The sequence below is a fragment of the Sphingobacterium ginsenosidimutans genome, from assembly GCF_039536865.1.
Classification (GTDB): Bacteria; Bacteroidota; Bacteroidia; order Sphingobacteriales; family Sphingobacteriaceae; genus Sphingobacterium; species Sphingobacterium detergens.
The window spans coordinates 111,683-136,960 of the sequence record NZ_BAAAZK010000005.1 but is presented as its reverse complement, the minus strand read 5'-3'; the positions used below and the strand labels follow the sequence as shown (position 1 = coordinate 136,960).

Annotated in this window: 14 protein-coding genes; 12 read left to right on the top strand and 2 right to left on the bottom strand. The window is 41.8% G+C overall.

Annotation, left to right across the window (positions count from 1 at the left end; all coding sequences use genetic code 11):
- Nucleotides 1-92 precede the first annotated feature (92 nt).
- The 6 genes from ABFX33_RS09555 to ABFX33_RS09530 all read left to right on the top strand — a co-directional run bounded on the left by ABFX33_RS09555 (nucleotide 93) and on the right by ABFX33_RS09530 (nucleotide 9,279).
- Nucleotides 93-1,217, top strand: a complete 1,125-nt coding sequence (locus tag ABFX33_RS09555) for an ROK family protein (RefSeq protein ID WP_346085746.1) — start codon at nucleotides 93-95, stop codon at nucleotides 1,215-1,217.
- Between the two features lie 23 nt (nucleotides 1,218-1,240).
- Complete coding sequence (locus ABFX33_RS09550) at nucleotides 1,241-4,465, top strand: SusC/RagA family TonB-linked outer membrane protein (protein WP_346085744.1); 3,225 nt, start codon at nucleotides 1,241-1,243, stop codon at nucleotides 4,463-4,465.
- 18 nt (nucleotides 4,466-4,483) lie between these two features.
- A complete protein-coding gene (locus ABFX33_RS09545) occupies nucleotides 4,484-6,064 on the top strand; it encodes a SusD/RagB family nutrient-binding outer membrane lipoprotein (RefSeq protein WP_346085742.1) in 1,581 nt (526 codons plus the stop codon).
- A 73-nt stretch (nucleotides 6,065-6,137) separates the two neighbouring features.
- On the top strand, nucleotides 6,138-7,574 hold the full coding sequence (locus ABFX33_RS09540; protein WP_346085741.1) for an alpha-L-fucosidase: 1,437 nt from the start codon (nucleotides 6,138-6,140) through the stop codon (nucleotides 7,572-7,574).
- Nucleotides 7,575-7,781: 207 nt separating this feature from the next.
- On the top strand, nucleotides 7,782-8,816 hold the full coding sequence (locus ABFX33_RS09535; protein WP_346085739.1) for a sialidase family protein: 1,035 nt from the start codon (nucleotides 7,782-7,784) through the stop codon (nucleotides 8,814-8,816).
- Nucleotides 8,817-8,871: 55 nt separating this feature from the next.
- Nucleotides 8,872-9,279, top strand: coding sequence for a hypothetical protein (locus ABFX33_RS09530; RefSeq protein WP_346085737.1), 408 nt, complete (start codon nucleotides 8,872-8,874; stop codon nucleotides 9,277-9,279).
- Here ABFX33_RS09530 and ABFX33_RS09525 read toward each other — a convergent pair whose 3' ends face one another.
- The gene (locus ABFX33_RS09525) at nucleotides 9,280-11,643 is read right to left on the bottom strand and encodes a glycoside hydrolase family 3 N-terminal domain-containing protein (RefSeq protein ID WP_346085736.1); all 2,364 of its coding nucleotides are present in this window, start codon (nucleotides 11,641-11,643) and stop codon (nucleotides 9,280-9,282) included.
- Nucleotides 11,644-12,025: 382 nt separating this feature from the next.
- Entirely contained in the window at nucleotides 12,026-12,526 is a 501-nt protein-coding gene (locus tag ABFX33_RS09520) for a hypothetical protein (protein ID WP_257094204.1), read from the bottom strand.
- Nucleotides 12,527-12,921: 395 nt separating this feature from the next.
- Here ABFX33_RS09520 and ABFX33_RS09515 point away from each other — a divergent pair, with 395 nt between their 5' ends.
- The 6 genes from ABFX33_RS09515 (at nucleotide 12,922) to ABFX33_RS09490 (ending at nucleotide 25,193) form a co-directional block, all read left to right on the top strand.
- Nucleotides 12,922-15,312 (top strand): TonB-dependent receptor, encoded by a 2,391-nt coding sequence (locus ABFX33_RS09515; protein WP_346085734.1) that lies wholly within the window; start codon nucleotides 12,922-12,924, stop codon nucleotides 15,310-15,312.
- A 275-nt stretch (nucleotides 15,313-15,587) separates the two neighbouring features.
- Complete coding sequence (locus ABFX33_RS09510; protein WP_346085732.1) at nucleotides 15,588-18,809, top strand: SusC/RagA family TonB-linked outer membrane protein; 3,222 nt, start codon at nucleotides 15,588-15,590, stop codon at nucleotides 18,807-18,809.
- 13 nt (nucleotides 18,810-18,822) lie between these two features.
- On the top strand, nucleotides 18,823-20,526 hold the full coding sequence (locus tag ABFX33_RS09505; protein WP_346085730.1) for a RagB/SusD family nutrient uptake outer membrane protein: 1,704 nt from the start codon (nucleotides 18,823-18,825) through the stop codon (nucleotides 20,524-20,526).
- A gap of 2 nt (nucleotides 20,527-20,528) precedes the next feature.
- The gene (locus ABFX33_RS09500) at nucleotides 20,529-22,451 is read left to right on the top strand and encodes a heparinase II/III domain-containing protein (protein ID WP_346085728.1); all 1,923 of its coding nucleotides are present in this window, start codon (nucleotides 20,529-20,531) and stop codon (nucleotides 22,449-22,451) included.
- Nucleotides 22,448-23,710 (top strand): DUF2264 domain-containing protein, encoded by a 1,263-nt coding sequence (locus ABFX33_RS09495; RefSeq protein WP_346085727.1) that lies wholly within the window; start codon nucleotides 22,448-22,450, stop codon nucleotides 23,708-23,710. The genes ABFX33_RS09500 and ABFX33_RS09495 overlap by 4 nt, the downstream gene beginning before the upstream one ends.
- A 226-nt stretch (nucleotides 23,711-23,936) precedes the next feature.
- Nucleotides 23,937-25,193, top strand: a complete 1,257-nt coding sequence (locus ABFX33_RS09490) for a glycoside hydrolase family 88 protein (protein WP_346085725.1) — start codon at nucleotides 23,937-23,939, stop codon at nucleotides 25,191-25,193.
- Nucleotides 25,194-25,278: the final 85 nt, after the last annotated feature.

Genomic DNA, 25,278 nt, shown 5'->3' with positions numbered 1-25,278 from the left:
ATATCTGTTTAAACTTACAAACCAAAATCACTATTCACTGAAGTTGAACTAATATGGTTGTCGATATATTAAAAAATTTGTATTACCGGCCGATGCAACCGATTGCGGAAATTGCAAACACCCTATCCAGGAGCATACCTTCCGTTACAAAACAGCTGAATGGTTTGTTGACAAAAGACATCATCGTCGAAAAAGGATATGCCGCATCTACCGGGGGGAGAAAGGCTATTCAATATATGTTAAATGAAGACTTACCTCATATTGTCATCAGTATATCGATTGACCAGTTTTACACTTCAATAGCATCAACGAATTTAAGAGCGGAGGTACTTTGCGCTGAAAATAACATTCCAATTGATCTAAAGGATCCAAAAGCTTCGAACTTAATTATAGACGGCCTGGCTCATTTTCTTTCAACACATCAAATAAATACGCAATTGATTATAGGCATCGGAATTAGTATGCCCGGATTTGTCAATTCTGAAACTGGACTAAATGAATCATATAACGAATATTCTCCCTTATACAACATCCGTGAGCAAATTGAGTTTAAATTCAATATTCCTGCTACTATAGACAATGATTCCCGTTGTGTTGCACGGGCTGAGAAAAAATTCGGCGCAGCACAAGCTTCTCAACATTCGCTGGTTATTAATCTTAATTGGGGTGTTGGTCTAGGTATCCTTATCAACGATGATATATTTAAGGGAACTTCAGGATTTGCTGGCGAATTCAGTCATATCCCGCTTTCTGATACATTGACATTGTGTTCTTGTGGAAAAAGAGGATGTCTCGAAGTCGAAGCGTCCATTAGTGCCGCTATTCGCAATATTCAAAATGACATCAAAAAGGGTGAATATTCAATTTATGAAAAACTTGAAGGGGAACATAACAATAAAATTGAAGCACTCATAGAGGCCGTCAAAATCGGAGATCAAGTTGCCATTAATAACACGGGAAAAATCGGTTATTTACTAGGGAAAGGAATATCCACACTAATTCATATCCTCAATCCTCACAAAATAATCATAAGCGGAAGGGGGGCTGAGATAGGTCAAATATTAACACCGCATATCCAAGTTGCTATCAATGAATACAGCATTCCAAAAATTGCAAAAGAAACAATGCTCAGTATCTCCAACTTGCACAAATGCGCTCAACAACTGGGTACAACAGCATTGGTAATCGAAAAATATATAGCACGCATAATAAACTAATAATTTACACAAATACCTAAAACATGAGTCTATTTTACAAAAGAACTGCCGGATTGGCCTTATGTACACTATTTAGTGCCACATCCCTTTACGCGCAGCAAAGCATTACTGGAATTGTTTCAGACGCTAATGGGCCTATCTCTGGGGTGACCGTAACAGTAAAGGGAACGACAAAGGGTACACAGACAATCGCCAATGGATCTTTTACTATTCAAGCTGCCCAAGGTGAAACATTAAGAATTTCAATTGTTGGATACAAAACACAAGAAATTGTCGTTGGATCAAATAAAGCGATCAATATTACATTGACCTCCGATGCAGCGGCACTCGATGAAGTCGTTGTAACAGCGATGGGCATAAAACGCGAATCTAAGGCCCTGGGATATGCGGTAAGCAATATTAAGGCTGATGAAATTACAAAAGCCGGAAATACCAACTTCGGTTCGGCGTTATATGGTAAAGCACCTGGCGTAAAAATTACCACCGCACCCGGTGGTTCAGCCAGTGCTGTAAATGTGCAGATTCGTGGTATTAATTCATTAAACTACCAACGCCAACCGCTTTACGTTGTGGACGGAATTATTATCCGAAACGATCAACAAAATGGTGCCGCCGGGGCCAACAACAACAACTTCGATCGCGATCAACGAATCCGAGGAAACGGGATGCTGGATATCAATCCTGCAGATATTGATAACATCTCCATTTTAAAAGGTGCAGCTGCCAGTGCATTATATGGTTCGGATGCTGCAAGTGGGGTGATTGTGATTACAACAAAAAAGGGAACAAAAGGACGTGGTCTAGGAGTCGATTTTAATTATACTGGATCATTGGAGCGCGCAGCGTTTTTACCAAAATTTCAAAATGAATATGGCCCAGGCTATGATGCAGGTATCAATGTTACCAATGGCGCTACTGCAGAAGGTTGGATTCTTGATCCTAAATCCCCGAGCGGCCGGAGACCTTACTTTAGATCCTACGCAAGTTTTGGTCCAAAATTTACGGGAGAAGACGTCCTGTGGTGGGATGGTCAGGTTAGACCTTATGTCGCACGCAAAAACAATTACTATGATGTCTTCGACAAAGGATACAACTCCACCGCAAACGTTGGAATATCAAATCAGACTGAAAAACTCAATTATCGTTTGAGTGCGACCCGTATGGATTACAAAAGTACCAGTCCTGGAAGCAAACAAACAAAAAACACGTTTAATTTAAATAGTTCCCTAAAGCTAAGTAACCGTTTATCCACTGATATCGTAGCGAATTATATCAACACCAATACACATAATAGAACATATTTATTGGGTCAGGTACTTGGTAGTTTTGACGGCTTCTTCAGTCGAACTGAAGATATGGCCGCTATGAAAAAAGCGTATCAAACATCAGATGGTTATAAGTATTCTAAATTAGGAACAGGACGACCAGAAGATTTTATCTACACGATGCGTGCATCAAATCTATTGGATTATTTCTGGAATCAATATAAGAACAGTTATGATGAAGTTGAAAACCGTATCTTAACCAGTGCTACATTAAACTGGGATGTGGTTGATCACCTCAAATTCAGAGGTAGAATAGGAAATGACTTTACGTCAGCAACCAGTACAAATAAGCAGTATACTGAGAATGCAACAAAGTACAATTCGCCATCAAGCAGCACGGGAGGTTATTCAACCACCAAAGGAGCCTACTCAATTTTATATGGCGATTTAATGATGACATATAGCAATAAGATCAATGAGAATTTCGACTATTCTGCTAGTGTTGGTTTTCAATCTCGATCAGAAAATTATGATGATCAATCATCAAGCACCGCTTCCGGACTTGTAACTGAGAATTGGTTTAGTTTAAGTAATAGCTTAGCGCAGGCAACCACGACGAATGCTCGAAAAGAAATGCTTAAATACGCTTACTTTGGTTCATTAAACATTGGTTACAAAGGCTTTGCTTATCTAGACGGAACATACCGTTCAGAATATTCATCAACTCTTCCTACACAAAACAACAACTATCAATATGGTTCCCTTAGCGGTAGTTTTATTTTTAGTGATGCATTTAATATCAAATCCGACAAGTTTACCTATGGTAAGTTACGTGCTTCATATGGTATCGTAGGTAATGATGCGGCTATTTATGAGGCAAATATCGCCTACACTCAAGCTCCTTTATTAACTGTGAATGGCGCTATACCAGCATTAACCTACAAAAATCGATACGGTAATCTAGATCTCAGACCAGAGAGGAAATACGAAATGGAATTCGGTTTGGAATTGAAATTTCTAAAAAATAGATTAGGACTAGATGCTAGTTATTACAACAACTACATCGAAGATCAAATTCTTGGGTTGACAACACCTGCATCAACAGGAGCGACATCTCAACTCCTCAATATTGGAAAAATAGCCAACCACGGTTTAGAACTATCTATTAACGGAACACCTATCCAAAATGAAAATTTCACTTGGACTTCTAGACTAAATTATTCTTTCAATCGCTCTAAAGTCAAAGAACTATTGTCTGGTGTTGACGAATTGGTTTTTTATTCGGCTGATGCCAATTCATTAAAAATTACGGCAAAAGCAGGAGAAACTTTGGGAAATATCTATGTATACGATATCGCTAAAGACGCCAATGGCAATAATCTTATTTCGGATGAAGGATTCTATGTAATGGATAAATCCAAATACAAAATGGTCGGCAATATTATGCCTAAAGCGATTGGTGGATGGACGAATACCTTCAATTATAAAAACTTTAGCTTAGATTTCACGGCTGATTACCGTTTTGGTGGTAAAATGGTCTCTGAAAACCTTAAATATGGAATGGCTTCGGGGCTTTATGAGAATACGCTTCCATACAGAGAAAGTGGCATTACACTCCCAGGTGTTAATGCGAACACAGGAAAAACCAACGATGTACATTTAAGCGGGGCAGAATACTATTTCAACACGTTTAACTGGGGCGATGATTCTTGGTCTGAAAAAGGTGCGGTCTATGACAATAACTTTATCAAATTAAGAGAACTCACCATTGGATACCAGATACCGGACAGTTTTACAAAGCGTATCAAAATGAACAATCTTAGATTTTCATTAATTGGAAGAAATCTATTCTATTTCTATAGAACATTGAAAAATCTCGATCCGGAAGCTCCAGTAGGAAATGCATGGTGGGCTCAAGGTGTCGACGTAGGTTCTTCTGCCGCTACAAGAAGCTTTGGCTTTTCATTACACGCTAATTTTTAATCACTTTTTACTGAAATCATGAAAAAAATATTTTTTACCATATTTACACTGGCAACTGCATTGACCTCTTTGGTGGGTTGTAAAAAACAATTGGATGAAAAATTTCAAAATCCAGATGCTACTGAAAAAGCCAGTATTTCAGCGTTCTTTGCTGAATTGTTAAATAATGACCGAGTGAGACCTTCCTATTGGCATTATAGAACCTTCATTTTATCAAATCAGGCAATCTATACACAAACCGCATCATTTATCCCTTCTAACTCAATGTATCAGCCAAATGATGGTTATTCATATGATTATTGGGTAGATTTCTATTCGCCGGGTGTATTGGGTATTTACAGAGCGATGGAAAAAGCCTATGCCGCACTTCCTATAGAAGAACAAGCCAATGCCAAAATTATCTTACAAGCAGCAAAAGTAGTTGTCGTAGACGAAGCTTCGAAGCTAGTAGACAACTATGGCGATATTCCGTTCAGCGAAGCTGGTAGCCTGCCTGCAACAAATGTGATCAAACTTCCAAAATTTGATGAGCAAAAAGAGTTGTATTATCAATTTATATCAGATTTAAAAGAGATAAACAATTATTTCGGCACCGTAGAATCTAATCCAGAATTTGCAAAATATGACATACTAAACAGCGGTAATGTTAGCAAATGGAGGAAATACACAAACTCCTTGAGACTTCGTTTATTAATGCGAATCTCCAATGTTGATGAAGCCAAAGCTCGCACAGAGATTTTAGAGATCCTAAATAATCCAAGCCAATTCCCGTTAGCAGATGGAAATAATGTCGGCAGTTACGATCCAAAAACAGAAGATATCCTTTTAGCGCCGTTGACAAACTATACGGGTACATTAAGACAAGGGCTGATAGAGGGGCCTAATCACTATGCTACTGATCATATGTTAAACAAGGTGATGTTACCATCAAAAGACCCTCGTATTCCAGTATTCTATGACAAATTTGGGGTAACCGTAAATAACAAATTTATACCGAACAAGGAGTATAAAGCGATGCCGATTACCTTCACGTCTACTGAAATGGAAAAGAACTATCAAAGTTATTCTGTTTTGGACTCCACAACATTTGCTGACAATAAAGAACTTCCTGGCATTGTATTTTCTGCCAGTGAAACCAACTTTATTAAAGCTGAAGCTCAATTAAGATGGGGATCGAGCGCAACAGCAAAAGAGGCTTATAACACTGCCTTAAAACAGTCCATATCTTTCTACTACTATTTGAACAATATAAATAAGTCTGGTTTAAAAACCGAAACTAAACCTGCTGAAACTATAATCAATGATTTCATTGACAAATCCACGGTAACATTCACAGGTGATAAAAATAAAGACCTTGAGTTAGTCTATACACAAAAATGGCTACACTATGGTTTTCTACAGGCACAGCAAGCTTGGTCTGAATTAAGACGGACAGGCTATCCAGTTTTAACCTTTCCGGTAGCCGGACTTGTGAACTTTGCAAATCCACCTATGAGGTTGAATTATCCTTCTTCTGAAGTCTCAAACAACAGTAAAAATTATGAGGCTGTGAGGGCAAAAGACACAAGAACAACCAAAATTTTCTGGGACGTCAATTAATCGACACTACATCTACCAAATAGAAAGCCACTCTCGGGTGGCTTTCTTATGTTCATTTTCATTATATTTATACATGCAAAAACTGACAACCATTATATCAACCGCACTACTGGCAGCAACGGCTACATTTGCCTTTGGACAAGCACACAATGTATCGGGTGGCTACCAAAAACCCACAGACCCCTTAGTGATCGAAAACCTCGAACAATGGCAGGACATGAAATTCGGTCTTTTCATGCACTGGGGAACCTACAGTCAATGGGGAATTGTTGAAAGCTGGAGTATCTGTCCCGAAGATGAGGGCTGGACACAACGCAAACCAGAGCATGGCAAAACCTACTTTGAATACCTCAAGAATTACGAAAATCTGCAGACAACATTCAACCCGACAGATTTCAATCCTCAAAAATGGGCCGACGCAGCAAAAGCAGCCGGAATGAAATATGTGGTCTTTACAACCAAACATCATGATGGATTTGCAATGTTCGACACCAAAGAATCAGATTATAAAATTACTTCTACCAAAACACCTTTCTCCTCCAATCCCAAGGCAAATGTGACCAAAGAAATCTTTAATACATTTCGCAACGACGGGTTCAAAATCGGAGCCTACTTCTCCAAACCAGATTGGCACTCCGAATACTATTGGTGGCCCTATTTCCCACCAAAGGACAGAAATGTAAATTATGACCCGAAAAAATATCCTGAACGTTGGCAGAAATTTAAAGATTTCACCTACAACCAGATCAATGAACTAACGTCGGAATATGGTCAAGTGGATATTCTATGGTTGGATGGTGGACAAGTACGTCCCTTAGAAACTGTAGACAAGTCAGTAGACTGGCAGCAGACGATCAAGGTGGATCAAAATATTGACATGGACCGTATCGGTGGTATGGCCCGAAAAAATCAACCAGGTCTTATCGTGGTAGACCGTACTGTTCCCGGAAACTGGGAAAATTATGTGACACCCGAACAGGCTATCCCTGAACATCCATTGGATATTCCTTGGGAAAGCTGTATTACTATGGGAGACTCCTTTAGCTATGTTCCCAATGACAATTACAAACCAACAAAGAAAATCGTCGAAACGCTTGTCAAGATTATTTCCCGTGGTGGCAACTATTTACTTAACATCGCCCCAGGCCCCAAAGGTGACTATGACCAAGCAGCATATGATCGTCTAAATGAACTATCAGCTTGGATGAAAATCAATCAAAGCGCAGTATATGCAACACGTACCGTTGCCCCTTATCATCAAGGTGACTACTATTACACCAGAAGTAAGGACAGCAAGATCGTCAATGTATTTCACCTTTCAGCGGGAGACGCTTATCAACAGCCTAATGAATATGTCTTTCAGGTACCCGAAAATTTTAAGGTAAAAAAAATCACAATTTTGGGCCATAAAGGCCGATTGGATTGGTCGCAACGTGATAACCAGATCACCCTGAGAAGCCCAAGCACAAGATTTAACTATGCTACCGCGATTCAATTGCAAAGCAAATAATAAAAAAGCAGCTGATGTAATTCAGCTGCTTTTTTATTATCCGATAATGATGATCGACTTCAGGTATTTGCAAAGGCTTTCATTTGCCTATTGAAAACAAACAAATACAAATCGTCACGATCTCAATCCTCAATTGATATCCGAATAACTAAAAACACTAGCTATAAAAAAACAGCACTTGTGAACCTAGCAGCACATACTAACCGAATGAAACAAATAACCTTATTTTTAGCAATATTACTCCTAACATTTTATTCATGTAAAAGCTATAAGCCCCAGATAATCTCGTCCCAGCAGATCTTCCAAGAGGGACAGGTCAGTTTCAAACAATGCCATGCCTCGACCATACAATCCATCGGCAAAGACAGCCTCCTGGCCTGCTGGTTTGGTGGTACACATGAATCCAATCCCGATGTGGTCATATGGAGTTCTCATTATACAAATGGCAAATGGCAACCAGCAGTCCAAATCGCAGATGGGATTCTTGCAGACAAGCGTTATCCAACCTGGAACCCTGTACTCTATCAACAGCCAAAGAACGATACCCTCTATTTGTTTTATAAAATCGGTCCTAATCCACGCGAATGGAGAGGCTACGTCAAATATTCCATAGACAAAGGTCATCGCTGGTCTGCAGCACAGGCATTACCCGATGGTATTTTGGGTCCAATCAAAAACAAACCATTTACATTATCTAATGGGGATATACTATCCCCTTCCAGTACTGAATCAAAAGACGAAATCTGGAAAGCACATATGGAAATCAGTCACGACCACGGCAAAACCTGGTCTGTTCATACAATTCGGCCTGACACAAGTATTCAAGTCATTCAGCCGAGTATTGTTCAACATAAAGATGGCCGCCTCCAGGTACTCTGTCGCAGTAAAGAAAATAAGGTAATGAGTGCTTTTTCCTCTGACCATGGCAACAGTTGGGGACCTTGGAAGGCGACCAACCTGCTTAACCCCAACTCGGCTACTGATGCCATTCGATTGAAAAATGGACTATTTATGATCGTATACAATCCAGCAATCGCTGGGAATGACTGGTGGGAAGGACGCACAAAACTCCATGTCGCAACGTCCCATGATGGTCTTCACTGGCATGATACACTAACTTTGGAAGATGGTGTCAAAGGAGATGAATATTCTTATCCGACCATTGTACAGGATAAAAGTGGTCTAATACATATCACTTACACGTGGAATAGAAAGAGTATCAAGTATATCCGATTAAAATAAGTCATCAGTCTGTAGCGAATTAGGCATCATTACGTTATGCTATAAAAAACTAATTATGACCCCATTAAAAAAATCTTTTTTTCTTGTGGCTTCGCTCGTTTTTATCAGCTGCTCAAAGGAAAAATCCGAAAAAATAACACAGCTTGAGGGAAGTTATTCAGGAATATTTACTGCCTATAACAAAAGTAGTGAAGAAGCAGTCACAGGAGAAGTCATCGTAAAATTTAAAGCGGATAGTTTCTTTTCCTCCGCAAATAATAACAGACATCCAGCTGGTGGCTCAGGAACCTTTGAAATTTTTGACAACAAGATTATTTTCAAGGATCAAAATGCTTGGACAGCAGAGTTCGATTGGGGATTGATATTGGCTCATGAATACAGCTATATCTTGAAGAGTAAAGAGCTTACTTTGACAAAATCTAACAAGTACACTACCTATACCTATAAGCTAAAGAAGGATTAATTAATAATCCTTCTTTAGTTCCATCTCCCCTTTCAGTCGAATATCATCGGATGATGTACCTACGAGCAATTTGAATTTCCCTTTTTCTGTTTTCCAGGCATTAGTTGCATTCCACAGTTTGAGGTCTTCTTTGCTCAACTGGAAAGTATACCGCTCTTTCTTTCCTGCTGGAATAGCTCTACGTTCAAATTGTTTTAACTGCATAATGGGTGTTACTACCGAACTGACTTCATCGACAACATATAATTGTGCTACCTCGTCGCCAGTCACACTACCCCTATTTTCGACATCAAAGGATACTGTACAGACAAAATCATCTGCGCCTTCGGTCAGTCCCACCTGTAGGTTGCTGTATTCAAACTTACTGTAACTTAACCCATAGCCAAAAGCATACAAAGGTTTGGCGGACATCTCCACATAATCATGATGTTTAGGTTTTGTATGATTATAATGTACCGGAAGTTGACCCACAGATCGTGGTACAGAAATCGGTAACCGGCCGGCCGGATTATAATCACCAAACAAGACATCAGCAATGGCTAATCCCCCCTCCTGCCCGGGATACCAGGCATTCACAATTGCAGGAATATGCTCGGCGGCCCAATTTAGATTAAGCGGTCTTCCCATAATGGTCACCAACACCACAGGCTTGCCTGTTGCCTGGATCGCTTTCATAAGTTTTAGTTGATCGCCCATCATATCCAACGAAACACGGTCAAACCCTTCACCACTTTCCATATCACTAACCGTATTGGGATCTACATTCGCCGCTCCAGTTGCCTGGTAGGAAGTTTTGAAATCCCGTGCACTGGAACCGCCGAGAATCAAAACCACAGCATCGGCTTGCTGTGCTGCTGCCACCGCAGCCGCAATATCAGAATTTGTCGTGTCACGGATAGCGCAACCTTTTACATAATCAACTTGCGTACCTTTACCTACCGCTGCGCGAATGCCTGTCAATACCGTCTGTATCTTACCATCAGCCTGTGGAGCCGTATAGTCCCCCAGTTGATTGTAAGCATTGTCGGCATTCGGTCCGATAACCGCAATGCGTTTCAACGATTTGCTTAATGGTAAGATATTTTTTTCATTTTTTAGCAAGATAATAGATTCTCTAGCAACCGCTCTGGCAACAGATTTATTCTGCGCGGTGGCAACTTTCTGGATCACCTGCTTCTCGTCTACATAGGGGCGATCAAATAGCCCCAGATTAAACTTCATCCGTAATACACGGGCTACTGCAGTATCTAATACAGCAGGCTCCACTAGACCTTGTTGCACAGCTTTTAAAAGATGCGGACCATATCCCGATCCGCTCAGGTCAACATCCAATCCCGCATGTATACTTTGCGAAGCAGCTTCCTCCGCTGTAGCGGCTGTCGCATGTCCCCCATTAAGGCCGGAGATGCTCAATAAATCGGATACCACAAATCCAGTAAAGCCCCAATCTTTACGGAGAACATCTTTTAACAACCAGGGATTTGCGGAGCATGGTATTCCATCAATACTATTATAAGCTGTCATGACCGAACCTGCGCCAGATTTAACTGCCTTTTCGAAAGGTGGTAAAAAATAGTGTCTTAGACTCCGTTCACCAAATGATACCGATTCACCGTTGTGTCCACCATCTGGTGCAGCATACGCGACAAAGTGTTTTAATGTACCAATGATTTTATCCTGTTGTCCAAGTTTCTCACCCTGAAAACCACGGATCATTGCAGTTCCCATCTTGCCCGTTAAATAAGGATCTTCGCCATAAGTTTCTTCTGTCCGCGACCAGCGTGGATCGCGCGCAAGATCCAGGACTGGCCCATAACCATTTTTACCCCCGACAGCGTAGGTTTCCAGCGCTATTGTTGATGCCATACGTTGAATCAGATTTGGGTTCCAGGTACTCGCCTGTCCTATTGCCGTCGGAAATACCGTAGCACCGATAGCCATATGTCCATGTGGAGCCTCTTCCGACAGCAGTAATGGGATTCCCAAACGGGTACTATCCAGCATATACCGCTGAATGGCGTTGGTCGCACGTGCAGCTTCAATCGGATTAAGACCATTCAAGAGTGTTTTTTGCGTCCAGGGATCAGCACGCAGTGTTGCCCACAACAACCCGATGTGCTGCTCTTTGACCGCTTTCTTTAATTTGTCGCTCACCCCTACATGCTTCCCCTTCTTCTCATACATTTCCCATCCAAGCAATTTGCTCAGCTGCCCCACCTTCTCCGCTACGGTCATTCGCCCCAAAAGATCATTGACACGTTGTTCGGTAGTGAGACGGCTATCCTTATAAGGCAATTGTTGCGCTTGGAGTTGTGGATAAAGCAATGTTGACATCGCTGTCAAAAGTAATATTCGGAGTTTCATTTAGTTTAAAGTTAATGGAGTTATGCAACCGGTTTCCAAAAGACTAAAATAAGGATTTAAAGATAATAATCAAGATAATTTTTCTGTTATAGAAATTTAAGTAATAGCGTCAATAGAACCAATCAACTGCCAACATTTATGCAGTAATTAATAATGATTTTCAATATGAATATTCAAAATTATGGTGAATATGGTTAAGAGATCAGTAGCAAACATGTATAAATTACGAAACCGCTTCTGATATAGTAAATTCAGCAATGCATTAAAAAGATTATTAACCGTTCTTAACATGTACAATTCATAGCATGTAAAAAGAGATCGTTTACATCCCTAAATAAAAAAAGACGGCAAGCCGTCTTTCCATTCAGGTGTTATAGGAATGCTACTTATTTTTTTCTTTACTTTTTCCTTTAAAATAATATTCCATGGGAATAATATTAGCCATGGGATTGTTATTTCGATAGGTTAAGACCAAATAATCTCCGTCCACAAGGACACCATAGCTTTCGTACTGATCGCTATCAGCAAACTTAATGCTCTTTTTCTCTTTGTCATAGGTAAAAGACCGTTCAGACTTTCCATCTAAAATAGACTGTTCAAAGGTTTCCTTATTGGCTCCACAAAGCTCTTTTCCTGGCTGCAGCTTTAATTTTTGAAAATCATTGCCAAAAGAAAAAGAATAATTATTATCCTTTTCGCAATCTTCCGGTTTATAATGATACAGCTCATCTTTCGTATCACTCGTAGAAAATGCGGGAACCCAATCGTAGGCTTCCAATTGTTTTTTCACATCCTCTGGCGCTATTTTTTCTGGACTAATGGTATCCTTACTGCAACTGCAAAACAAAATCAAGACTAGAATTCCGTTAAATAATTTATTCATACTGGTTCTCATTTAGTTATAATTTCATAACGTTTCAATATAGCTGGCCGCTACAGCGCACAGATACTTTTTAACCAAATAGATAAAAAATAGTTATTTTTTGAATAAGCTCGTCCTGTGGACTGTCCGCAGGCAACGCACAAATCTAAACGGAGTAATATATGGCTAAGAAATCACCAATTAACCCTCGTCTTTTTCCAAAAAATCATCTCATCAAAAACAGAATAAAAATGTTAATAACAATGTTAATTAACTGAATATAAGAATCATTTTTGTTAATAACATTCCAGCAATTTGAAGTTTTTGACGAGGAAAAGAAACCAGTTAAAAAAAATTGTACTGATCACTAAGGGTAAAGTGAAAGTTAGCTGTCATAGAGATAAAGCTTAATCAATATGAAACTAACATCAATCTTAATAATTGCGCTGGCGACTCAGGCCACGCAATCACTTGCCCAGGCACAAGATTCGACGAAGACAAACCGACGGGTCGTGACCGAGACTGTTAAAGGTACTATCCTGGACAAAAACACAAGACTTCCGATTATTGGTGCCACTATTGTACTGTCCTCCAATGGTAATACAAAATCTGTGAGTACAGATCAGCAAGGCGAATTTAGGCTGCTGCAAGTTCCTGTAGGACGCCAGGTCCTACAAATACGCATGGCAGGCTACAGGCAGGAAGAATTATCAGAGTTGCTTATTACCTCAGGGCGCGAGAATGTACTCAACATTGAAATGGAACCACAGGCAAACACGTTGAACGAAGCTGTCGTCTACGCCAATACGGGAAAACAACCTTTAAATCAAATGGCCATGACCAGTGGACGCTCATTTTCACCTGAGGAGACCAATCGATATGCTGGCGCTTTTTTTGACCCCGCAAGAATGGCACAGAGTTTTCCCGGAGTCGTTGCTGGAGGTGATGACAATGAGATAATTGTGCGTGGAAATTCGCCTAAAAGCCTACAGTGGCGATTGGAAGGGATCGAAATTGTAAATCCCAACCACTTTGGAGCCGAAGGAGCCGCTGGTGGTGGTATCAGTATGCTCAATACGATGGTTTTGGGAAAATCTGATTTCTATACAGGCGGACTGGCCGCTGAATACAACAACGCGATATCGGGGGTGTTTGACCTTAGATTTAGAAAAGGAAATACCGATAAACGCGAATACACATTCAATGTCGGCGTGTTGGGGGTAGGTGCAACGTTAGAAGGTCCTTTCAAAAAAGGGAGCGATGCATCGTATTTAATCAGCTACCGGTACTCCTCATTGAGTCTATTGGAAAAAGTAGGTGTAAAAGTCTCGGATACCGGTATCCCAAAATATCAGGATCTCTCCTTTAATTTTGTATTTCCAACCAAGAAAGCTGGAACATTTTCGCTGTTTGGGATTGGCGGCCTCGGAAAAATAAAGGAAACTGCCAAACGCAATTTCCAAGAATGGGAGGAACGAACAGATGCGCAGGACATGAACTTGGGATTTAACGCTGGTAGTGCCGGGCTAAAACATCAATATATCGCTAATGATCGATTGTATTTCACCAATATTATTTCGGCATCAGTCAGCCGCAATTCCAATAAAACAGATACCCTGACACAGGATTATGTCACTAGCCTATATCACAAAGATAAATTTACAAATACCGCAATCCGTTATGCTGGAAGCCTCAATTATAGAGCCAGCAGCAAAAATACGATCCGTGCAGGTATCAATGCCAGCCTGCTTCGCTATGATCTCTATGCGCTAACCTACGATACCGAAATCGCGGCATTAAAAGAAAGGATCAACGAAAATGGAAGTACCAGTACGTATGACGCCTTTGCACAACTCAAAACTGAGTTATCCGACCGTCTGACCTTAAACACGGGTGTACATGCCAACTATTTTGCCTTAAGTAAAAGCTGGACTGCAGAGCCCCGATTGGGATTAAACTGGAAGGTCGCTCCAGACCAGACGGTATCCTTTGGTACCGGACTTTACAATCGTTTAGAACCCCTCAGCTATTATTTTGCCAAGAGCGGAACCGGACAAAATACAACAGATAATACCGCGCTATCTCCTACCAAGTCTGCTCAGGCTGTCATTGGATATGAAAAGAATCTGAGTCGTACACTCCGGGTTAAGACCGAAGTCTATTATCAACATTTATATAATGTCCCGGTTTCTTCAGATCCAGCAATGAATTTCTCCCTGCTGAATGTGTCAGATATTTCGGCAATTGGTACATCGACCTATCGTCAACTCGTCAATAAAGGTACAGGCAGAAATTATGGCGTTGAGTTAACGGTTGAAAAATCACTTAGCAAAGGCTATTATTTTATGGCCACCACTTCGGTATTTGATTCCAAATTCAAAGCGCTCAATGGGAAAGAATACAATACAACATTCAATACACGCTATGTCGGTAATCTATTATTGGGAAAAGAATGGACAGTAGGAAAGAATAAAAATAACCTATTTGGTATGAATGCCAAACTGATCTATGCCGGTGGAAGAAAATACTCTCCGGTATTGGAAGATGAATCCTTGCGTTTAGATGAGGAAATCATTGATCAAAGCCGGATTAATACCTTAACTGCCGATCCTTATATTCGACTTGATTTTTCATCGACCTATCGAATAAATCGTAAAAAGGTGAGTCATCTCCTTATTCTGGATATTCAAAATATCCTCAATAGAGAGAACACTGTCGGGATGCATTACAATTTCAGCAAACGTATCATCGAGCCACAAAAATGGACCGGTATCATACCCACCATTAACTATAGGATCGAATTCTAAACGCTGTATATAACAGCACTTACAAAGAATTGATACGAGAGCCCATTCCCAACTGGGCTCTTTATATTTACCCCTATAGTCCATTCTCTGAACGAAAAATATTTCCTTTAAAATCATAAGCCTTTTCGCATTGTAATTCCTAGAGAATACTTCGTTATTGAAGGCTATTGTTACGAAAACGATTGCGAGGAAATGACAGAATCGTTCATACTGAATGCTGTAAATTCACAGTACAGAAAATTCATTTTTTCATCCAATTAAATCTAACAAAGCCTATGATCAAGATCCAAAACGCATCCGTTGCGAAAAATCGCTGGGTGCATGCGGCAATCCCATTATCCTGCCTGTTGGTCGTATCCAATCTGGCAACTTCCCACGCCGCCCCGTTGGCCCCTAAATTTACACACAGCAAGCTTTCGCTAGCCATACAACAGAGTTCCATCCAAGGCAAAGTCGTAGATAGTGAAGGTAAGGCCATAGCAAACGTGACGATCCAAATCAAAGGAACCAATCAAGCCACATCGACTAATGCAACCGGTTCATTTGAACTCAATAGCCAACAGAAAGATGTCACTTTAGTGGTAAGAAGTATTGGTTACAAAACCATCGAAACTGTTGCTCATGCCGGTTCACCCTTAACAATCACCCTGGATAAAGAATCAAAAGGGCTTGAAGAGGTTGTTGTCGTTGGTTTCGGTACGCAGAAGAAGGAGAATGTGACAGGTTCGGTCTCCTCTGTTCAAATGTCTGAAGTCCTGGAAAGCAGACCCGTTACCTCCCTATCTGCGGGTTTAGCAGGTCAGGCTCCCGGTCTGTATGTCAATCAAGGTTCAGGCCGTCCGGGTAGCGATGGCGGTACTCTTCGGGTGCGTGGTCAGGGTACATTAAACAATGCGAATCCACTTGTTGTGATCGACGGCGTGATCGGTGATATGAACCTGATCAACCCGCAGGACGTCGAAAGTATGTCGGTATTGAAAGACGCTGCTTCGGCTTCTATCTATGGTTCACGCGCAGCCAATGGTGTCATTCTCATCACGACAAAAAAGGGAAAGATCGAACAGTTTAAGGTTACCTATAATAATTATTTCTCCAGCCAGAAACCATCCAATACCATCCAAATGGTTTCCAACTATGCCAATTATATGGAGCTGATTAATGAAGGCTACAAAAATGGCGATCCGAATGCAAAACCTACATTTTCACAGGAGAAAATAGATCTTTGGCGACAAAATTCAGGACAAGATCCTTTGAAATATCCAAATTCAGACTGGGTGTCTGAACTCTTTCAGAATAAGATCAGTCAAAACCACAATCTGTCTTTTACAGGTGGAAGTGAAAAAATCAAATTCTTTGGTTCCTATGGTCTACTGAACAATCCCGGCGTTATTGAACAGGCTACCTACAAACGTCATACGGGTCGCATTAACCTAGAAGCTGATGTAAAGCCTTGGCTTACGCTGGGAGCGAATATCAATGGAGTCGTGTCAAAGACCGATATCGGCACCAATATCATTGATGATGTATTTACATTTGCGGGCGCTAGTACACCGGGTATGGTGCTAAGGGCTCCAGATGGCCGATTTGGTTCGCCCAGCAATCCGGAAGAGAACCCTCAATCCAACAATGTGCTCCACCGCCTGTATGCTCAAAAGGGTAATATTAATAAAAATCGCTTTGTATCCCGCTTTTATGGAAAGTTAAAGCCTATTGAAGGCCTTTCTATCGAAGGATCATACACCTACACTTATGATGACGATTTTATCTATTCACAACCTGTGTTCAACGATCGTTGGGACTTCTTGACTAATACAGTCGCCATTGCAGGCACTGGACGTTCCTCTGTTACCAACGAATCCGTTAAATCATACCGTTATTATATGGATGGCGTTGCCAAATACAAGAATAAGTTATTTGAGAAATTAAATTATGAAGTGATGGTGGGGGCCAGCCAGGAATATTTTAAAGATGGCTGGTTTGCGGCATCCAAAATGGATCTCGTTGATCCTTCTCTGACGGTATTAAATGCGGCGACAATGGATGCTTCGGCCTTAGGGAACACCACGGATTGGGCCATGCGCTCCTTCTTTGGGCGGCTCAACCTTTCTTGGGATGACAAATACCTTTTGGAAGCCAATCTCCGTACCGACGGTTCATCCCGCTTTATGACCGGAAAAAGCAGATGGGGGACCTTCCCTTCGGCATCCTTCGGTTGGAAGATCTCTTCGGAAGAGTTCTACGATGTCAAATGGATGCCGAGTCTTAAGTTCCGCGCCTCCTATGGCGCATTGGGTAACAATGGTACTTCGGATGTATCCTTCCGCAGGGATGAACAGCTCACAGGAGCAAATAAAATCAACAACTACGAATATCAGACACTGTACAATCCGGCCAACTACGTCCTGAACAATCAACTCTATGTCGGATTTGCACAGACGGTGTTGAGTAACCCGTTTTTGACTTGGGAAAATACCTATATCCTGAATGCAGGTCTGGATTTTGACCTTTTCAACTACAAATTGAATGGTTCAATTGATGTTTTCAATAAAGTAACAAACAATATCCTGATTGACCTTCCAGCGCCTTTAGTTGTCGGAAATGCCACCATACCACGTACGAATGCAGCAAAAGTTCGCAATAATGGTATTGAGCTTAACCTCAACTACCGTGATAAGATTGGCGATGACTTCAAATTCAATATCGGTGGTAACTTCACCTTCATTGACAATAAGGTGGTCAAATTTAAAGGCAACGACCGATCTATTTCAGGAGCAAATCTTCTACAGGAGGGCTATGCCATCAACACGCAGTATATTCTGTTGACCGATCGCATCTTGCAGACAGACGCAGATATGCAACTCGTGCAACAAATGATTGACAATGCGCCTATTGATCCAAATACGAATCAAAAAGTAAATCCATTTGCGTCCTATGGGACACCAAAAAAAGGTGATTTACTCTATAAGGACGCCAATGGCGATGGTATCATTAACGACAATGATCGGGTACCTGTCGGACATGGTACAGCACCGAGGATCACTTATGGTTTTAATATGGGATTTGATTATAAAGGTTTTGACTTTTCGGTTTTCCTACAGGGTAATGCAGGCAATAAGGCTATTTGGATAGATAATTATTACACGCCAACTGTACGTTGGGGCTACCAGATCAACCAGGAAATCGCGGATGGCAGATGGACAGAAGGAGCTACTGATGCTAAATATCCCCGACTCTTGCCATATACAGATACAAGAAACACCAGAAACAGTGATTTTTGGTTACAAAACAAAGCTTTTATCCGTGTAAAAAATATTCAGCTCGGTTACACGATCCCGAATGAAATTACCAAACGGATACAGGTACAGAATCTACGTGTTTTTGGATCACTGGAAAATTTCTGGACGATTACCAGTTACAAAGGATTCGACCCTGAGGTGAGTGGCACCAATTACCCAACAATGAAACAGGCTGTCTTCGGTCTTAGTTTAACATTTTAAGTTGTCAAATATCATGAAAAAGATTTCCCTACTCATAGCTGGATGCATTGCATTATCATCTTGTTATAAGCTCGATACAACACCCTACAGTCAGGTCAGCGCCGATACATTCTGGCAAAATGAAGACCAGGCACTCGCAGGCATATTAGGTTGTTATAATGATCTCAAGAAGGAACCGACCTTCGGTTTACAATTTTCTTATGATGGGCTCAGTGATATTGGACTGGGCTATGATCCTCCAGGGCTGGGCGAAGTCATCAGCGGTACATTTACAGACCGCTCATCCATTGTCGTAGATAGGTGGCAGGCCGGATATGACCTGATCCAACGCTGTAACCATGCCATCGCCCATATTCAGCCGATGACCATAGATAAAGCTAAGCAGGAAGGGTTTATTGCCGAAGCAAAATTTCTCCGTGCGCTGATGTATTTTCAATTGACAAACCTCTATGGAGCTTTACCGATATATGACGAGACGGTTGATCTGAACAGAGATTTTAGTTCACTCAAAAATAGCCGATCTTCCGTTGAAGATGTCAAGAAATTCATTCTTGCGGACCTCAACTACGCTGTCGATAAATTACCTGTAACCTATGAAGCAAAACACTATGGCCGAATTACAAAGGGCGCAGCCTATGCATTAAGAGGTAAAGTAGCCCTGTACAATAAAGATTGGACTTCGGCAATCCGGGATTTTGAAGAAATTGTCTATAACAAAACCAACAACTACGGTTATAGCCTCAGTGCTAATTATGCGACATTGTTTACCATGGAAGGAGACCAAGCTCCTGAGATGATCTTTGCCATACAGAACATGGGCGGAACAGGATTTCCTTATGGGATGCCTATGGCCTGGTATATGGGGACAAGAGCAACTTTTGGCAGTGACTGGAACAACTGTATGCCAAGCACGCGGCTTGCAGACCGTTATGAAAACCGGGATGGTAGTCCTTTCAACTGGAATGACCATTTCCCAAATTATAACACAGACAATGCCGTTAAAAAGCAAGCGATGGAATCCACTCAATCCGGCGGTGTGCTGACTAAAGTACCTGACACCGCCAAGCTACGTCAGATCTATGCCAACCGGGATCCACGGTTGAATCAGACACTTATTGTACCTTATTCACACTATTTGGGCTGGAACGCCAACAAAGAGCGTGACATGCAATTTATTCTTGCCACAGGGGTAAATGAAAATTTTGGGCAGATCCGTAATAATCGGGGCTGGTATACCTACCTATGGCGCAAATTTGTACCTGAAGGTAACCTGAAAGGAGCGATTACGGATCGTACCCATACACCGATCAACTTCCCGATCCTTCGTTTGGGGGATGTGTTATTGATGCTCTCCGAAGCCTATAATGAAACCAATCAGCTGGACAAGGCAATCACGGAACTGAATAAGGTACGTGCACGTTCAAAAATGCCGGGTTTAAACAGCGGCAGTTCATTCCTGGTTGTGAACAGTAAAGCGGAAATGAGTAAACGCATCCAACAGGAACGCGCCGTAGAACTCGCGGGTGAGGGTTGGCGTTATTTTGATCTCAAGCGTTGGAATTTATTGGAAGAAGTGTCGAAGGGCTTTATTGAAAAAGGTATTACAGGTGATAATCTCGTGACCAGAGGGTATCAACCCCGACATAAGCTTTGGCCAGTACCGGGACAAGAAATAGAGATGAATGCGGCTCTTCTGCCACAAAATCAAGATTGGTAAACATGAGAATATATCTAATCCTATTCTTCTTTCTCAGTAGTCTCTCTTTTCAGGGGCTACTGGGAAAAGAATTAAAGCTACTCACAGGGACTTTTAAACAGGAAGATCTCAAGCTCAACCTGAGCCGGGACAAGTCCTGGGTTCCCTATCCAAGTTATTCCGATCGTAAGGCATGGGATCAGCTGATAGCCCCATTCCGAGAGGAGGTTATCGCGAAAGGCGACAAAGCACTCGACTATCAATGGCAGGTGGTAAAGGCAACAGATTATCTGGAATATGAACGCTCAGGCAATCGCGGCATGATGGAAAAGCCGATGAACGAAAACTGTACAGCGCTCACAAACCTGCTCTTAGCTGAATTAGCAGAAGGAAAAGGACGTTATATCGATCAGATTCTAAACGGCACCTGGCACATGACCGAGATGTCTACCTGGTCATTATCGGCCCACCTACCTGCTTTCCAATCCAGCAAAAGATCCCTCCCGCAAGAACGGACACATGTCATTGACCTCATGGCCGGTGATGTAGGATCCTTACTTTCGTGGATACACTATTTTTTTCGGGACACCTTCAATACCATCAATCCGGAAATAAGTCTACGCTTAAAACAACACATCCAACAACGCATTATACTGCCTTATCTTGACCGTAATGATATGTGGTGGCAGGGCTTTGAGCTCAAAGGAAACCAATTGGTCAACAACTGGAATCCCTGGTGCAATTTTAATGTGCTCACCTGCCTGCTACTGGTAGAAGACAATCCGGATGTTCAACTGGCTGGCATCTATAAAACAATGACTTCGGTCGATCGCTTTATCGATTACATTAAAAAAGATGGTGCCTGTGAAGAAGGTCCGTCCTATTGGGGGCACGCCGCTGGTAAATTGTACGATTACCTTAAGATACTTGCCCTTGCAACACAGAACAAGGTCAGTATCTTTGACAAACCTCTTATCCGCGATATGGGTGAATATATCGCACAATCTTATATTGGTGGTGACAGATGGGTGGTCAATTTTGCGGATGCCTCAGCCAAAGGTGGTGGAGACCCGCTTCTCATCTATCGTTATGGGCAAGATGTACACAGTACCGAAATGATGCAATTTGCGCGATATATGACAGATCTTGGCGGTAAAGGTGCGGACTTCAAACCCTCACGGGATATCTTCCGTGCATTTGAAGACTTACGCTGTTTTCCACAGCTTCAGCACACACAGGCAGCACTTCCTCAAAATGCATTTAAGTGGTATCCGGAAACGCAGTTTCTCTATCTGAAAAAGGGAGGTTTTTTCTTCGCTGCCAAAGGTGGTTTTAATAATGAGAGCCACAACCATAACGATGTCGGCAGTTTTATTCTATACCAGGATCAGCAGCCTCTCTTTATTGATGCCGGTGTGGGAACCTACACAAAGAAAACATTTAGCGACGATCGCTATAGTATCTGGACCATGCAGGGTGCCTACCACAACCTGCCCCAGATCAATGGTAATGATCAGGCATTTGGCAAAGAATACAAAGCCGAAAATGTGGTATTCCTACCTGAACAGAATAAATTCCAGCTCGATATCGGGAATGCCTATCCAAAGACAGCCAATATTGAACTTTGGAATAGAAGCTACAGCCTCACAGCCGATGGTCTGACCATAGCAGACGAGTTCAAGATCAAAAATCCGACCCAGTCTAATATAGTGCATTTTTTAGTTTCAAAAGAACCTCAGATTACCAAGGGAGTGATTGCCATGGGCGACGGTCTGGCCGCATTGCATTTTAATCCTGCACAGTTCGTTGCTTCCTACGAGCCCATCACACAGGATGACCCTCGTCTGAGCCAGGTATGGGGCGAGCGGCTTTACCGCATCAGCCTCAAAGCCAAAAGCATCAAATCGACAGGAAAATATAGTTTTATCATTAAAAAAGCCAAATGAAAAGAAGAAATTGGATTCAAGCCGTAACATTAACTACCGCAGGAGCGCTAATGAACAGTCCCTTGCTTGGTCGCAGTCAATCCAGGGGTTCATCGGCGCAACCTTCTACTGACGACCGTGCGTATTGGGTGTCTATTTTAACAAAAATGGCCAGTCCTATTCTCGATCGTATCAGCAAAGAGCGTTTTCGCGCAGAGATGCCAATTGTTAAAAGTGAAACTTATGACTATATAGATCCCAGTGTGGGTTATCTGGAAGCCTTTGGCCGATTATTGGCCGGTATGGCACCATGGTTGGCTCTGCCAGACAATAAAACCGCAGAAGGAAAATTGCGTGCTAAATTTAAACAACAAGCCTTACTGGGCATACAGCATGGTGTAAACCCTGCTTCGGCAGATTATTTCTCCTGGCGTAGCAAGTCCAAGCAACCTCTGGTTGATGCGGCACATTTAGCCCAGGCATTTATGCGTGCCCCAAAAGCATTATGGGATCCACTACCGCAGGTGACAAAGCAACAGGTTATTACCGAATTTAAACACTTACGCTGGATCAAACCCAACGAAAGCAACTGGCTATTGTTTGCCGCAATGACTGAAACTTTTCTCTACAGTATCGGTGAAGACTGTGTCCGTGAGAAAATAGACTATGCGGTAAACAAATTTGATCAGGAATGGTATGTCGGCGACGGATGGTATAGTGACGGTGCGCGATTTAGTTTTGATCATTACAATGGTTATGTCATCCATTGCATGCAAGTGGAGACCTTAAAAAATAATCTTAGCGCTGATGCGAAGTACCAAACCATGTATGACCGCGCCTACAAACGAATGCAACGTTATGCACATCATCTGGAGCGCATGATTTCACCGGAGGGTACCTATCCTGTCGTTGGGCGGAGTGCAACGTATAGAAATGCGGCCTTTCAACCGCTCGCTGCAGTCGCACTCGATGGAAAGCTCCCCACGGACCTCTCCAATGGGCAAGTGCGCGCAGCATTGACAGCAGTCCTCAAGCACATCTACGCCGATCGCATTTTTCATGAGGATGGCTGGATGGCCTTGGGATTTCTCAATGCCGATCAGGGAAATATAGCAGACAGTTATACAAACTCGGGTTCGCTCTATACTGCTTCCCTCTCATTTCTACCCTTAGGCCTTCCACCAACGCATGCATTTTGGTCTGACGCTGCTGCGCAATGGAGCTCACAAAAAGCTTTTGCAGGTTTACCCTTTCCAAAAGATTATTATGTAACTTACTAAGAATATACGCTGTTAGGAATTCTTAGGTGGTCGTATGAGCCGTGTGAAACGAACGATTGAGCTCACGAATACCTTAAAATACCAATTTAATGAGTAAACGAGTTTATTTATACCGACGAGGCTAACACATATACCGCCGAAGGCAGCGTGAAACGAGTGAACCAAAGGACGAGAGTTCATAAATACCCTAATCCTAAAATAATAGATGAACAAATAATTTATGCAGATGAAAAAAAGAAAAACCAGTTTAAAAACAATCCTTCTTATCGCTTCGGGACTTTTTGCGCTCAGCTTTATTGACCAAAAGGCAAACTTTATCGATGCTAGCTTCAACGCTGCGGAGAAACAATATCAATTTTTGGCCAAGGAAGCTGACAAAGACCATAAGTTCCCACGTACATTGACTCCTTCAGGACAATTGCGCGGAACCGACGAATGGGATTGGACAGGAGGTTTTTTCCCTGGCTCACTATGGTATATCTACAACCACACACACAATAAAGAAACAGAGAAAGAAGCGATAAAATGGACCGAAGCGCTCGAAAAAGCGAAGGACCTGGATCAACATCACGATATTGGTTTTGTCATGTATTGTTCCTATGGAACAGCAATAAAATACCTCAAGGATCAGAAAAAAATTGCCGATTATAAAGCCATCCTGGTCCATTCGGCCAATACCGCATTAAAGCGCTTTAACCCACAGGTTGGTGTCATCAAGTCATGGAATGAGAAAAAGTCATGGGATGGCAAAACACTTTGGAAATACCCTGTCATCATTGACAATATGATGAACCTTGAAATGCTGTGTTACGTTTCCGATCTGACAGGTGATCCTAAATATAAGGATGTCGCTATCAGTCATGCAACGCAAACCATGAAAAACCATTTCCGCACAGACTATAGTACCTACCATGTTGTAGACTATGATGCCAGCGGTAAAGCAATCCATCAACAGACAAATCAGGGCTATGCCGATAATTCAACCTGGGCACGTGGACAGGCTTGGGCTATCTACGGATTTACCATGATGTATCGGGAGACAAAAAAACCAGAGTTTCTCAAAACAGCACAGGCAGCAGCTAAATTTTACATGACCCACAAAAATCTTCCAAAAGATAAAATCCCTTACTGGGATTTCAATGCTGGACAACAGGGATATAAATCAGATGCTGATTTTTCAACGTTAAAGCTCAATTACGTTCCTCGTGATGCCTCCGCAGCAGCTATTGTCGCTTCGGCACTCGTTGAACTATCGACCTTAACTTCAGGAGCAGAAAGTAAATCCTATTTAGCTTTTGCGAAGGAGAGTCTACAGACACTGTCAGGAACAGGTTATTTTGCCAAATATGCAAGCAACGGTGGTTTCTTGCTCAAACATAGTGTTGGCAGTCTGCCACATCATTCTGAAATTGATGTCCCTTTGACCTATGCAGATTATTATTATCTCGAAGGTTTAACACGCTTGGAACAACTCAAAAAATAATAAAAACAGGCTGTATCAAAAGCTAAACTTTGGTAAACAACGCCAACTAATCTTTAGAAACCTCAGCCGAACGAATGAAGAAGGT